At 72.2% G+C, this 12,674-nt stretch carries 11 protein-coding genes; 3 read left to right on the forward strand and 8 right to left on the reverse strand.

The features are described from left to right. Positions 1 to 140: 140 nt before the first annotated feature. Genes ACF062_RS33030 through ACF062_RS33050 form a run of 5 tightly spaced genes read right to left on the reverse strand, consistent with a single transcriptional unit; the run spans position 141 to position 5,469 of the window. Positions 141 to 1,328, reverse strand: a complete 1,188-nt coding sequence (locus tag ACF062_RS33030) for an MFS transporter (RefSeq protein ID WP_392143275.1) — start codon at positions 1,326 to 1,328, stop codon at positions 141 to 143. Further along, positions 1,306 to 1,896 carry a GNAT family N-acetyltransferase gene (locus tag ACF062_RS33035; RefSeq protein ID WP_392143276.1) on the reverse strand — a complete coding sequence of 197 codons (591 nt, stop codon included), beginning with the start codon at positions 1,894 to 1,896 and terminating at the stop codon, positions 1,306 to 1,308. The genes ACF062_RS33030 and ACF062_RS33035 overlap by 23 nt, the downstream gene beginning before the upstream one ends. Next, positions 1,893 to 3,089 carry a type III PLP-dependent enzyme gene (locus tag ACF062_RS33040; RefSeq protein WP_392143504.1) on the reverse strand — a complete coding sequence of 399 codons (1,197 nt, stop codon included), beginning with the start codon at positions 3,087 to 3,089 and terminating at the stop codon, positions 1,893 to 1,895. Before ACF062_RS33040 ends, ACF062_RS33035 begins: the two co-directional genes overlap by 4 nt. A gap of 8 nt (positions 3,090 to 3,097) precedes the next feature. After that, the gene (locus tag ACF062_RS33045) at positions 3,098 to 4,423 is read right to left on the reverse strand and encodes a DUF6271 family protein (protein ID WP_392143277.1); all 1,326 of its coding nucleotides are present in this window, start codon (positions 4,421 to 4,423) and stop codon (positions 3,098 to 3,100) included. Beyond that, positions 4,405 to 5,469, reverse strand: coding sequence for a phytanoyl-CoA dioxygenase family protein (locus ACF062_RS33050; RefSeq protein ID WP_392143278.1), 1,065 nt, complete (start codon positions 5,467 to 5,469; stop codon positions 4,405 to 4,407). Before ACF062_RS33050 ends, ACF062_RS33045 begins: the two co-directional genes overlap by 19 nt. A 395-nt stretch (positions 5,470 to 5,864) precedes the next feature. Here ACF062_RS33050 and ACF062_RS33055 point away from each other — a divergent pair, with 395 nt between their 5' ends. Continuing rightward, positions 5,865 to 6,983, forward strand: coding sequence for a hypothetical protein (locus ACF062_RS33055; RefSeq protein ID WP_392143279.1), 1,119 nt, complete (start codon positions 5,865 to 5,867; stop codon positions 6,981 to 6,983). 292 nt (positions 6,984 to 7,275) lie between these two features. On the opposite strand, the gene ACF062_RS33060 is transcribed toward ACF062_RS33055, so the two are convergent. Next, positions 7,276 to 8,754, reverse strand: coding sequence for an integrin alpha (locus ACF062_RS33060; RefSeq protein WP_223773190.1), 1,479 nt, complete (start codon positions 8,752 to 8,754; stop codon positions 7,276 to 7,278). Between the two features lie 246 nt (positions 8,755 to 9,000). Here ACF062_RS33060 and ACF062_RS33065 point away from each other — a divergent pair, with 246 nt between their 5' ends. Together ACF062_RS33065 and ACF062_RS33070 are read left to right on the forward strand one after the other, a co-directional pair. Then, positions 9,001 to 9,375, forward strand: a complete 375-nt coding sequence (locus ACF062_RS33065; protein WP_392143280.1) for a DUF779 domain-containing protein — start codon at positions 9,001 to 9,003, stop codon at positions 9,373 to 9,375. A 165-nt stretch (positions 9,376 to 9,540) separates the two neighbouring features. Continuing rightward, positions 9,541 to 10,731 (forward strand): phosphodiester glycosidase family protein, encoded by a 1,191-nt coding sequence (locus tag ACF062_RS33070; RefSeq protein WP_392143505.1) that lies wholly within the window; start codon positions 9,541 to 9,543, stop codon positions 10,729 to 10,731. An 18-nt stretch (positions 10,732 to 10,749) separates the two neighbouring features. On the opposite strand, the gene ACF062_RS33075 is transcribed toward ACF062_RS33070, so the two are convergent. Together ACF062_RS33075 and ACF062_RS33080 are read right to left on the reverse strand one after the other, a co-directional pair. After that, positions 10,750 to 12,342, reverse strand: a complete 1,593-nt coding sequence (locus tag ACF062_RS33075) for a hypothetical protein (protein WP_392143281.1) — start codon at positions 12,340 to 12,342, stop codon at positions 10,750 to 10,752. Between the two features lie 95 nt (positions 12,343 to 12,437). Continuing rightward, complete coding sequence (locus ACF062_RS33080) at positions 12,438 to 12,632, reverse strand: hypothetical protein (RefSeq protein ID WP_392143282.1); 195 nt, start codon at positions 12,630 to 12,632, stop codon at positions 12,438 to 12,440. Positions 12,633 to 12,674 lie beyond the last annotated feature (42 nt).

Below are 12,674 nucleotides of genomic sequence, written 5' to 3' on the forward strand. Positions count from 1 at the left end.
GTCAGGGCAAGGCCCGCGGCGGCGCCACGCGCGGCACGCCACGACCCCCTTGTTAGACAGACGGTATAACAAGGGGGTCGGGTAGGCCTACCCCCGAGTAAGCGCGAACGGGGGCGCGGGCGATGGCTACGAACGCCGGGCTACGAGCGGCTCAACTGCTCGGCGGCGGGCGTCCACCGGATCCGCGTACTGCACGCGGAGACGACGAGCGCCGACGCGGCGACAGCGGCGAAGCCCCACACCAGGCTGCTCGCGTTGGCGATGAAGCCGATCAGCGGCGGCCCCGCCAGCAGGCCCGTGGTCCCCATGGCGGCGACGAGCGTCAGCGAGTCCGAACCCTGCCCCGCCGCCGCCACGTAGACGCACGGGGTGACGGCCGCGATGCCGAGGCCGACACAGGCGAAGCCGAGCAGCGCCGGCACCAGGCCGCCGCTGAGCAGGGCGAGGATCAGGCCCGCGCCCGCCAGCACGCTTCCGGTCAGGACGACGCGGCCGTCGCCCCAGCGGCTGCGCCAGCCGTCGGCGAAGAGGCGGGCGACGACCATCATTCCGGAGACGACGGCGATGCCGAGGGGCGCCAGCTCCGCGGACGCCTCGGCGACGTCCTCCAGATACAGCGCCGACCAGTCGTTCATGGCGCCCTCGGTGACCGTGCCGAACGCCATCGCGACGCACATCCACAGCGTCATGCGGGAGGGGACGGCCCACTTCCCGGCGCGCTTCTTCTCCTTCGCCGCGGACGGCTCCGGCAGCTGCCCCTCCGCCAGCAGCCCGGTCCTCGCGCACACCACCAGCAGGAGCAGGACCGCGGCGGCCGCGGCGAAGTGCACGGCGACCGCCGAGGTGAGCGCGTTCATGCCGGAGGCGAGCAGCGCGGCGAGCAGGGAGCCACCGCTGAAGGTGGCGTGCAGCCGGGCCATGGCGTTGCGCTCGAACCGAGCCTCCAGGGCGGCGCCTTGGGCGTTCATGGCGACATTCAGGCAACCCACGAGCACTCCGTCGACGCACATGACGAGCAGCGCGAGGGGGTAGTTCGGCGCGGCGGCCAGCGCCGGGAGCACCAGTGCGAGACAGAGCGCCGACAACAACGCGAGGCGCTGCGAGCCGAGGCGCCGCATCAACGCCGCCACCAGGGGGAACGACACCGCCGCTCCGACGCCGGCGGCCATCAGCAGGACGCCGACCTCCGCCGCCGTCAGGCCGAGGTCGTCCTTGAGGGCGGGGATCCGCGACGCCCAGGTGGCGTACTGGAACCCGAGCGAGCAGAACAGGGCCGCGATCGCCAACTGGGCCCGGTGGAAAGGATCACGCACGCGCAGCACCCGCATCAGCCCACTTCTTTGTTTCTGTGCGCGGCGCCGGCGCGGCCGGCACCGCCTTGGACATGTACACAGCCGTCGGGCCGTATCCGGCCGGGGAGACGTGACCGGGTGTGAAGCCCCGGGCCGCCCAGAACGTCTCGCTGCCGCCGACGGCCACCAGCGAGAGCTGCTCGTAGCCGTGCGAACGGGCAACCGCCGTCAGGTGGTTGAGCAGATGCCGGGCGAGACCGCGGTGCCTCAGGTCCGGTGCGACGACGATGTCGTGCAGATGCAGATTGCGGGACGGGAGCGCGGGCCTCGTCTCGGTGGTCGCGCGCAGGTCCGGGTAGGCGGACTCCGGGTAGGGCAGCGCCAGCAGATAGCCCGCGAGGCGCCCGCCCAGGTCGAGTGCGTAGCAGGTGGCCGGTGACGCGTGTGCCTTCGACTTCAGCGCGGCGCGCCCCTCGGACAGGCCGAGGCGGCTGTAGGCGCGGAACTCCAGGGCGACGATGCCGTCCCAGTCCCGGTCGGCGATGTGGCGTATCCGTATCTCGTCGTGGTTCACGATCTCGTGGTCCGTGATCTCGTGGTTCACGCGTCGCCGCCGTCTATCCAGGTGTACGGAAGCGGGCTGAAGCCGTTGAAGCCCTGCGTCATGTAGCTGGTCGCGTACGCGCCGCTGGACAGGACCCACACCGGATCGCCCGAGGCCAGCGCCTTGGGCACCGGGATCAGGCCGTGCTCGTGCGAGAAGGCGTCGTCGCTGTCGCAGGTGGGGCCGGCCACCACGGCAGGGACGGACTCGGCGTCGCGGTGCGAGGGGAAGACGAGGCGGTACTGCAACTGATCCATCTCGTAGAGGCCGTTGAACTTGCCGCAGCTCAGATACAGCCAGTACTGGCGCTCGCCGTCGGGTCCGCGCCGTGCGGACAGCCGGGAGACATGGGCGCGGATGGCGCCGTGGTCGGCGATGAGATAGCGCCCCGGTTCGACGACGAAGCCGAGCCGGTGGCCCGGGATCTCCCCCAGGCGCGCCATGCCTTCGCGGATCACCGCGAAGATCTTGTCCATCGGCGGGTCGAGCGCTCTGCCGTGCTTGTCGCGGTAGCCCAGCGCGGGCAGGCCGCCGCCCAGGTTGACGTGGTCGAGCGGGATGCCGCGCCGGTGGAGGGCTTCGAGGACGCCCGCGATGCGGTCGAAGGCGTCGCGCCAGGCGTCGGCCGTCATCTGCTGGGAGCCGACGTGAACGGACAGGCCCGCAGGGGTCAACCCGAGGTCACGGGCCCTTTCCAGCACGGCGACGGCGTCGGCGGGCGGGCATCCGTACTTGTTGCTCAGCCCCCACAGGGCGCCCTCCCCGGTGGTCGCGAGGCGGCAGAACACCCGGGCGCCGGGGGCGTGTTCCGCGATCGCGGTCACGTCCTCCAGGCTGTCGGTCGCGAAGAGCGTGATGCCGAGGCGGTGCGCGTCCGCGATGTTCTGGTCGGACTTGACGGTGTTGCCGTAGTGCATCCTGGCGACCGGAAAGCCGGCGCTCAGGGCCTGCTCCACCTCGCGGGGGCTCGCCGCGTCGGCACCGGAGCCGCGCGCGGCCAGGCGGGCGAGGACCTCGTCGACCGGGCAGGCCTTCATGGCGAACCGCACGTCCACGCCCGGCAGTTCGCGGCGCAGCGTCTCATAGCGCTCCTCGATGCCGGGGAGGTCGAAGACGATCTGGTCCTCGGCGGCGGCCGCCAGGGCGTCGAGGAGGGACGCGGATTCTTCGGTGCGCGCGGCCCGGTGGGTCATCGTGGCGCTCACGTCGGCCGCCCCGCCACCACAGGCAGGAGCGGTCCGGCTTCCCTGCTCGCCCGCATCAGGGGTGCCCACGCCTCGGTCAGCAGAGCGAAGTCCTCGATGTCGCTCCGCGCCTCGTCCAGGAGGCGCTCGCGGCGGGTGGCGAGGATGTCGGCGAACTGCGCGTATCTGCCGCCGAGTCTGCGGTAGGCGGCATCGACGCGGTCCAGGCGGTGGACGTTCTCGGAGCGGTCGAGTGCGGCGCTCTCCCTGGCGAGCGCGCTGATGACGGAGGCCCGGACGTGGCCCTGGCCGTCCAGGAGCGTCTCCCCGGCGGCGGTCATCCGCTCGTAGACGTGGTTGAAGTAGAGCATCGACAGGAAGAACTTGACGAAGCGCGTCTGGTACGCGATGAAGCCCGCGTCGGTCCGGCGTTCCGCGGTGTAGAAGTTGACGATGTTGCGGTTGTGCAGGACGCCGGGCAGCGCGGCGTCGTAAACCAGATGGATGAGGAAGTAGTCGCTGCCGATGGTGTCGGTGGCGGGCGGCAGCGGCACGCGTTCGTGCACGCCGTGGAAGCTGATGTTGCACATGTCGACGCGCATGGGGTCGACCAGGGTCAGCGTCGCGCGGTCACCGGTGAACGGCTCCGAACCGGCGCCGCGGAAGGAGTCGTCGACGAGTTCCCGCTTCTGCTCGTCGGACCAGTGGCCCGGCGCCCAGAGGCTGACCACGTCGTAGTAGACCTCGGGGTCGAGCCCCCGTATCTCACCGATGTCCACGGACAGTTCCCCCACGAAGGAACTGCCCACCATGGCCACGCGTTTGTCGGCGTGACGCTCGTCGAGTGCCGTCTCGACGGGGCCGCGCGCCGCGTCGGCCGCGCGCTTGCCGAGCGACATCAGCTCGTGGTGGACGGGGAAGACGGGCGTGCCGTCGACGGTCTGGTACCGGCTGTCGGAGTCCCTGCGGTGGACGGACTCGCAGCCGAGCGCGGCGGCGATGAGGAAGGCGCGGTTGGTGCACGCGCCGTAGGAGAGCCCGGCCGGGAGCATCAGCTCCAGCATCAGTTCGGGCTTGGCGACCTCGGCCCGGCCGATCACCTGGCGCAGGAAGTCACGCTGCTGCGGCTCGCCGAGGTGGTGCGTGACGACGTGCGGCACCGCGCCCAGCGCGCGGACGGCCTCGGCGTGCGCGGCGAAGGTGTCCGGCTCGGAGGAGTCGAGGATCAGCAGGTGGACCTCGACGTCGAAGTGCGCGGCGGCGTAGGCCGCTTCGCCGCCGATCGCGGCGATCGTCTCCGGGCAGGCCCGGTTGGTGGGGAGGGTCAGGCAGATGCGGCGCATGCGGCTTCCCCGATCGGCTGGTCGAAGTCCTGACCGGTCCAGGAGGTGAGGCCCAGCAGCTTCTCGCCCAGTTCGCTCAGCGTCGCGGTGCCGTAGCGCAGGGACTCGTGCTTGTCGCGGTCCCCGAGGAGCGTGGCGTTCCAGTCCGGCGTGGCGAGGGTGCGCCAGGAGTCGACCCGGGAGCGGCGCAGCTCCTCGTGGGACTCCAGGGCGGGCATCATCGAGAGGTACTGGACGGCGCGGACGCCGTCGGCGGAGGTGTTGGGGGCCACGCCGTGGGCGAGCAGGCCGTTCCAGATCAGCAGGTCGCCCGCCTCCAGCTCGGGCCGTACGACGGGCATCTCGTCCCGGTCGATCGCGGGGCGGATCGGGTCGCGGCCGTCCGGCTGGAGGGCCTTCCACCGGTCGAAGCGGCGGAACAGCTCGGGGCAGCACTGGAAGCCGCCGTGCTCGTCGTGGGTGTCGTCCAGGGCGATGATCCCCTGCACGCGCTGGGGCAGCACGCCGAGGGTGGTGTCGACGTCCCAGTGGAGGTTGATGTCGAAGCCGCGCTCGGTGGGGGCGATCAGGGAGCGGGAGCGGTTCTTGACGTTGGGGGGATTGAGGTTGAGCCGGTCCAGGGTGACCCAGAGCTCTTCACAGTCCCATACGTCGGTGAAGGCGTCGTAGACCCGCTGCGTCTGCCGGCTGTCCCAGATGAGCTGGTGGTGGTAGGCCTCGACGAAGCCGTAGACGTGCAGCTCGCGGTCGAGGTCCGAGCGGAACTCCCGCTCCTCGTACCAGGTCTCGGGGCGGCCCCGGTCGAGCCCCTGGAACTCCCAGGCGAAGTCGAGGAGGTCCTTGGCCGCCTCGGCGGGGATCGCCTGCTTCACGACGACGTAGCCGTACGTCTGCCAGAAGGCGAAGTCCTCCTCGGACAGGACCTTGAGCGGCCGGGTCTTCTTCAGGTCCCGCAGTTGGGTCTGCGCCAGGTACGTGTCGCCGTCGGAGCTGAAGTAGGGGACGGCACTGGGGGCTCGATGGAGGTAGCGGTCGGACGCTGGCATGGCGTGCTCCAAGGTTGGTCTGTTCCGGGGCGGGCACGGCGGCGGAGGGCTTCATCCCCCGGGAGGTCTCCGCGCCGGGCCGGCGGGCCGCTTCAGGTCGGCCGGGGCAGCGGGTGTCACATCCGCCCCACGTCGAACTTGCGTACCATCAAAATGGACTAGACCAACGACCCCTGTCAACAATTGACTTGGGCGCCTTGTAGAGCAAAACGCGGATATTTGCCCCTGGTTCACACGCCCGTCACGTCAGGACGGAGCCCGAGTCGCCCCGCCAACCCCCCTGCCAGACACGGAAGTTGGCCGCCCACAACTGGCATCCCCGTGCATTGACGCCGCGCGAGGCCCGGTTCAGGGTGTTGCCCACACCGAACCCGCGCGCCAAGGAAAGGCCTCTCATGCGAAGACGTGTCTTTGTCCGTGGAATCGCCACCACCGGAGCGGGACTGGCCGTGCCCGCGGCCCTGACCGGCACGGCCGCCACGGCGGCGCCCCGTTCCGCGTCGGCCGCCGCGACCTGGCGGGAAGTGCCCGCCCCCGGCGGGCAACCGGCCTCGCGCCTTTACGGCGTGGCGGCCGCGGGAGCCGACCTGGCCTGGGCCGTCGGCACCCAGGGCCTCGACAACACCAGTGACGGCACCGCCATCGCCCTGAGCTGGGACGGCACCGCCTGGACGCCGACCGACCTGTCCCACCTGACGTACGCCACGCTGCGGTCCGTCGCCGTCAGCCCCTCGGGTGGGGCGGCCTGGGCAGTCGGCACCGACACCGCGGGGCACGACCAGCTCCTCACCTGGGACGGCACGACCTGGCGGGAGACCTCGTTCCCGGGGCGCGGCGAGGCGGGGACGCAGGTGACGGATGTGGCCGCCGGGCCGGACGGCCGCTTCTGGGCGTCGGGGCGGCACGGCGGCCGGGCGGGGCTGCTGAAGGGCGACGGCAAGGCGTGGCGCTGGTGCCGGCCACTGCCGGACGAGGCCGCGCCCACGCCGGCCGGCGTGCATGTCACGCCCGGCGGGGAGGTGTGGGTCTTCGGCGACGTCATCGCCCGCTGGGACGGCGCCTGGACGGTGATCCCCCGCCTGCTCGGCATCCGCGCGTCGGTCTCCGGCCTGCTGCCGGTCGCCCACGACGACATCTGGCTGACGGGGTGGGCGTACGGGATCGGGGGGCCGGCGGGCAAGCCGCCGGGGGTCCGTCTCGAGCACTGGGACGGCACGAAGTGGAACGACGTGAAGGCGCCGTTCGGCGTCGGTATGTTGACCTCGATCGTCGGGGACGCGGACGGCAGGCCCGACCGGATCTCGGGCTGGGACTTCTGGGACCAGAAGCGGGCCCACTACCTGCGCTGGGACGGCACGGCGTGGGTGAGCGAGCGGGGCCCGGAGACGCCTTCCGTGGCCCTGCCGGTGGCGCTCGCGCGGATCCCCGGCACGGACGGCGGCCTGTGGTCGGTGGGCACGACCTCCTTCTATCCGTACCCCCCGGCCCAGAACCGCGTCGAACGCTTCGGCTGAGCCGGGGCCGGGAACCGGGAGCTCAGCCGCTCCCGGCCGCGCCCGGCGGCCGGGGGCCCAGCGGGGTGTCGGCGTGCAGGTGGGGGAAGGTGCCGGCCCCCCCTCCTGGCACAGCGGGTCGGTACCACCACGCGGCGACCGCCACCCCGCAACTGCCGGACAGCGGCGCCCGCACCGGTCCCACCGCCGTGAACTGCCCGGCCCAGCGGCCCCCGTCAGACCCGACGGGGGCCGCCAGACCCGGCAGCCTCAGCAGGCCGGGGCGGGCCCGGCCGCCCCCGTCACCCCCCGCTCACTCGTCGATCGCCGCGCCGAACCCCGCACCCGTGCCCGGTGCGCCCAGTGACGACGCGCCGTATGTCCAGGAACCCGACGCGACGACGCCGCCCGAGCCGGCCGACAGGACCCACACCACGCCGTCGCCGGCGTTTTCGCCCGGCGCGGCCGCGAGGAGACCGAAGCGGCCGTCCTTGTTCGGGTCCGTGAGCCGTACCTGCGCGCCCCACTTGTCGCCCTTCTCGGCCACGCCCGGGATGTCCGCGGAGTTCTGGTCCCACGACTTGGCGCCGGTCGCCGTCAGGCCGTTCTCCGAACCGCGCAGCACCCAGGCCGCGCCCGCGTCGGCGACGGTGCCGATGTCCTCGCCGGGCGCGCCGATCGCCACGTCCGCGTAACCGTCGCCGTTGGTGTCCGCGACGGACAGGTCCGCGCCCCAGCCGTCACCGCGCTCGGCGGTGCCGGGCACGCCGGTGGAGTCCTGCGTCCACCACTTGGCCTCCTCGCCGAGGCCGTCCGCGGTGCCGTAGCGCACGCCGACCAGACCGCCCGTCATGGTCTCGCCGCCGTCGTCCGGCGAGGCCGGCTCGCCGGTCACCAGGTCGTCGTAGCCGTCGTTGTTGATGTCGCCGGAGGCCGCCGCCGGTCCACCGCGCAGCTCACCCTTGTACGTGAGTGCGTCCGCGCTCCCCGCGAAGTGCACGGACCAGCCGTGCCCCGGCTCCTCGGGCCCCGCGGTCACGCCGGAGACGACGAGGTCGGCGTAGCCGTTGTCGTCGTAGTCGCCGGTGGTGAGGGACTTCGGCAGGATGTCGCGCTCCTGGGCTGCCGCGCCGAGCCGCTGGGTGTCCTGGCGGCGCAGCGGGGCCTCGCCGGGCTGCGGCGAGGCGTCGTACACGAAGAGGTGCAGGTCGTCACGGTCCAGGACGGCGAGCACGTCACCCGGCGTGTCGCCGGTGAGGTGCGCCGCGGCGAGGCCCTCGCCGAACCGCTCGCCCTGGGTGGGCTCCTGCGCCTCGAGCCAGTCGCTCGCCGAGCCGCTGAGCCCGTCCTTCGAGCCCCACAGGATCGCGACGCCACCGGCGTCCGCCCGGTCGCCGAGGTCCTCACCCGGGATACCGACGACCGCGTCGTCGTAACCGTCGGCGTCCAGGTCGCCCGTGGCGACGGCCTTGCCGAAGGCGTCGCCCGCCTCGGCGGCGCCGGCGACCCCGGACGTCGACTGGCTGAACCGGTCGACGTCGGTCGTGCCGATGCCTCTGGTCGAGCCGTACTGGACCGTGACGAGTCCTGCGCCCTTCTGACCGCTGACCGTCGCGCCCGGAGCGCCGACCAGCACGTCCTCGTATCCGTCGCCGTTGAAGTCGCTGTTGCGGTCGTCGGCGTGCGTACCCCCAGGGGTGCCGGCGAAGGCGGAGGGGGCGGCGGCGATACCGGCCCCGGTCAGCAGAAGGAACGATGCCGCGGCGAGGGCGGCCGAACGGTTCTTGCGCACGAGCGGCTCCTGTAAGGAAGGTGGCCGGGCAGGCGCGGGGGTGTCCGGAAAGGGCCCGTTCCTTGTCCGGCGCCCTGTTCGACACGGCATGAGGCACAAGGGTTGTACGGGAGTTCACCGCCGGCCGGGCCACTCGGTCGCCCCCTCCGGGCGGTCGCCTCCCCCGATCATCCGCGACATCCCCCGCTTGGTCCATGCGCGCGGCGTGCAACCCCGTTGCAACGTGCCGAGGGGCAGGCTCGTCCCATGGACCGCCATGAGAGCAAGGACGACACCGCCCGCGTGGAGCTGACGCCCGCCGCGGCCGACCTGCTGCGGCTACTGCGTGACGAGCACGGGCCGCTGATGTTCCATCAGTCGGGCGGCTGCTGCGACGGCAGCGCGCCCATGTGCTACCCCGACGGGGAGTTCCGTACCGGCGATTCGGACGTACTGCTCGCGTCGCTCCCCGTCGAAGGCGTGCCGGAGCCCATACCCTTCTGGATGTCCAAGAGCCAGTACGAAGCATGGAGCCACACCCGGCTGATCGTGGACGTGGTGCCCGGGCGCGGCAGCGGCTTCTCGCTGGAGGCTCCGGAAGGCGTCCGTTTCCTGATCCGTTCCCGGCTGGTCACGGCCTGACCACCGCCCTCTGGTGAACTCCGCTGACCGCTGGGACAGTTGACGCCCGGCCGACCCCAGGGGGAATCTGTGACACGGCAGAGACGGCAGACACTGCACGGCGGACGGTTCAGAACGGCCCTCGCCCTCATCTCGACGCTCGGCACGCTGGCCGGTGCGGCTCTCATGGGAGCGGCACCGGCCGGCGGCGCCGAGGACGACACCCGGCGGGCGGCGGCCACGCGGATCGCGCCGGGGGTGGAGTACCGGTACTTCGACGTCCCGGCCTCGCGCGGCACCGCCCGCGCCCATGTGCTCGACGTCGACCTGCGTGATCCGCGCACCGCCGTCGGCCTGCTGTACCCGGGCAAGGTCGCCGCGCGCTCGCCCGTCTCGGCCCTCGCGGACGGGGCGGGCGCGGTCGGCGGGATCAACGGCGACTTCTTCAACATCACCGAGACGCAGCACCCCGGCGTCGAGGCGACCGGCGCGCCCGTCGGGCCGGCGATCGCGAGCGGCCGCGCGCTGAAGGCCGCCGTGCCGAACGGGCAGCGCTTCGGCCCCGCCATGCCGCCGGGCATCACGACCGAGGCCGTCCTCGGGGTGGGCGTGGACCGCAGGGCCCGCCTGGACAGGCTCACGCTCGACGGTGTGCTGCGCACCCGGGACGCCCGGCTCCGGCTGGGCGGGCTGAACCAGTACGCGCTGCCGGTGGATTCCGTCGGCGCGTTCACCAGCGACTGGGGCGCCGTCTCGCGGGTGCGCGCGACGTGCGGCACGGACACGAGCCGGGGCGCGCCGTGCAGTACGGACACGCACGAGGTGACGGTCCGCCACGGGCGTGTCGTGGCCTCGGCCGACACGCCGGGCAGCGGCCCGATCGCCGGTGACAGCACGGTCCTGGTCGGCCGTGAGGCGGGCGCGCAGCAGCTGCGGAAGCTGTCGACGGGCGACCGCGTGCAGGTCAGGCACCGCCTGGTGGCCGCCGAGTCCCGCATTCCGTTCCGTTTCGCGCTCGGCGGCTACCCCGTGCTGCGGGACGGCGCGCCGCTGCCTGGCCTGGACTCCACCACCTCGGCGGTGCGGACGGCCGCCGGGATCGCCGACGGCGGCCGGCGCCTGGTGCTGCTCTCACTGGACGGCTCCCCCGAGTTCCGTACGGGCCTGACGATCGCCGAAGTGGCACGGACGCTGCGCGGACTGGGTGCCGAGGACGGTTTCAGCCTGGACGGCGGGGGCTCCTCCACGCTGGTCTCGTCCACGTCCACGCTGGTCGCGCGGGCGCCGGGCGCCGACGCCGTGACCGTGCGCAACAACCCCAGCGGTGGGGTGGAGCGCCCGGTGCCCAACGGCATCGGCGTGTTCTCCCGGACGTGACAGGAGCGGCCCGGCGGTTCACCGTGTGTCCCGCACCGCCACCAGGCCGTTGAAGACACCCACGTACGCCGTTCCGTCGGGGCCGAGCGTCACGGGCGCCCAGTTGTTGTCGTACGCGACACCCGTGCCGGCGAGTCGCTTCCACCGGGTCTCGCCGGTGCGGAAGTCGACGGCGGTCAGGTACCAGGCGTCGACACCGAGGCTGCTGGGCTCCTTCGTGTAGAAGTACAGCAGGCCGTTGGCCGTGGAGAGTTTGGGCACCGTGGAGGGGGCGCGCACGTCGCTCTCCCACACCGTGTCGCAGCCGCTGCCGTCCTCGCGTACGTCGATCCTGGTGGCGCCGCCGACGACGCTGCGGCCGAGGGTGAGCGAGGTGATGTTCTCGTAGCCATAGTTGTTCTCGACGATCAGGCTGTCGCCCCAGGAGATCAGGGAGTTGTCGGTGGTCGACGCGCCGGAGCCGAAGACGGGGATCTCGCAGACGAGCCGCCGCCCGCCGGGCACGTCGGCGCCGCGCCGGTAGACGAGGACGTTCATGCGGTCGTCGGCGTTGTCGGTGATCGCCACGTAGTCGTCGCGTGCGCCGAAGAGGTCGGGGGTGGTGCCCGAGCCCTGGTTCACGGAGCCCGGCTTGGTGCCGGTGCCGCGGTCGTACGTCTCGCGCCAGACGATCTCGGGCGTGCCGTCCGGGGCGGCCCGGAAGCTGTAGAGGGCGTGGTCGGAGACGATCGATACACCGTCCTCGGCGACGGAGAAGGAGTTCTGGATCTCCTCGCCGTCGAGCCGGATGGAGCGAATGGCGCCGGTGGCCGGGTCGACGGTGCCGACACGGCCCTGCCGTGTCACCCACCAGATGCGCCCGTCCCAGTCCGGCATCACGGAGGTGACCGGGTCACATTCGCCACTGGGGTAGAGATTTGACCAGGTCACGCAGTCGTGCGGAACGTGCGCCGTCAGGTCCCACTCCTTGTCGACGACGAAGCGCCAGTCGCCCTCGGCCGTCCGCTCGTGGGCGAGCCGGATGACGTGCTGGCGGGAGTCGGCGAGGACGAGGCGGTCCTTGTCGTCGAGGTAGGAGTAGGCGCCGCCGGAGGTGTCCTTGAAGATCTTGGAGAAGTCGAGCCGGGTGATGGCCTCGACGGTCGAGGGCCGTTGCGGCAGTTTGTACTCGGCGAGCGTGTCGAGCGTCTTGGGGTCGAGCAGTTTGACCAGGAAGCCGGTGAAGGTGCCGCAGACGGTGACGATCCGTCCGTCGCGGTCGAAGGTGACGGTCGCGCACTCGCCGCCGAGGGCCGCCATCTTCTCGCTGTCGGCCTCGGGCCGCTTCCCCAGGGGGCCGCTCCAGGGGTACGTTCCGCTGCCCGCGGCGTCGGCGTGCATGCCGCTGCGGCCGTTGGCGGCGAGGTGGGGGTGCTGGGGCGGCGGGGTGCCTGGCAGCGGCCGGGCGGCCGCGGGCGCCCCCTCGTAACTCTTGACGAGCCGGTGTCCGGGCGCCTTGGGGATGTCGTCGGCGCGGGCGGGGCCGGGGGCGGCGAGGGTGGCCGCGACGGCGGTCACCGTCACGGCCAGGGCGAGGGCGGTGCGCGGGATGCTCCGGGACATGCGTGGCATGCGCCGAAGCTAGGACCACCCGCTCGAAGTGTCCATGAAACAGCGTCAGTTGCTCATGAAAACGGCTCGGTTGTTCATGACGCCGCAAGGAACGCTCACGGCTGGAGCCCGCTGACGATGTGGGCGGTGGCCGTCAGGCCGTCGTGGATGGTCGGCGCCATGCTGGTGCTCGCCAGGTAGAACCCGAGCAGGGCGCAGACGATGGCGTGGGAGATCTTCAGCGCGCCGTTGCGCAGAAAGACCACCGCCAGGATGAGCAGCAACAGCACCACAGAGATCGAGACAGCCATGGAACCTCCTCCGCCACGCGACACCGCGGCTCTCGGCCGTCA

The sequence above is a fragment of the Streptomyces sp. NPDC015345 genome (assembly GCF_043078805.1).
GTDB lineage: Bacteria > Actinomycetota > Actinomycetes > Streptomycetales > Streptomycetaceae > Streptomyces.

Bases quoted from the DNA above. Each gene is read 5' to 3' on its own strand.
- ACF062_RS33055 (WP_392143279.1), top strand. From the start codon at position 5,865: ATGCGAAGACGTGTCTTTGTCCGTGGAATCGCCACCACCGGAGCGGGA.
- ACF062_RS33070 (WP_392143505.1), top strand. From the start codon at position 9,541: ATGGGAGCGGCACCGGCCGGCGGCGCCGAGGACGACACCCGGCGGGCG.
- ACF062_RS33065 (WP_392143280.1), top strand. From the start codon at position 9,001: ATGGACCGCCATGAGAGCAAGGACGACACCGCCCGCGTGGAGCTGACG.
- ACF062_RS33045 (WP_392143277.1), bottom strand. From the start codon at position 4,423: ATGCGCCGCATCTGCCTGACCCTCCCCACCAACCGGGCCTGCCCGGAG.
- ACF062_RS33030 (WP_392143275.1), bottom strand. From the start codon at position 1,328: ATGCGGGTGCTGCGCGTGCGTGATCCTTTCCACCGGGCCCAGTTGGCG.
- ACF062_RS33080 (WP_392143282.1), bottom strand. From the start codon at position 12,632: ATGGCTGTCTCGATCTCTGTGGTGCTGTTGCTGCTCATCCTGGCGGTG.
- ACF062_RS33050 (WP_392143278.1), bottom strand. From the start codon at position 5,469: ATGCCAGCGTCCGACCGCTACCTCCATCGAGCCCCCAGTGCCGTCCCC.
- ACF062_RS33075 (WP_392143281.1), bottom strand. From the start codon at position 12,342: ATGCCACGCATGTCCCGGAGCATCCCGCGCACCGCCCTCGCCCTGGCC.
- ACF062_RS33040 (WP_392143504.1), bottom strand. From the start codon at position 3,089: ATGACCCACCGGGCCGCGCGCACCGAAGAATCCGCGTCCCTCCTCGAC.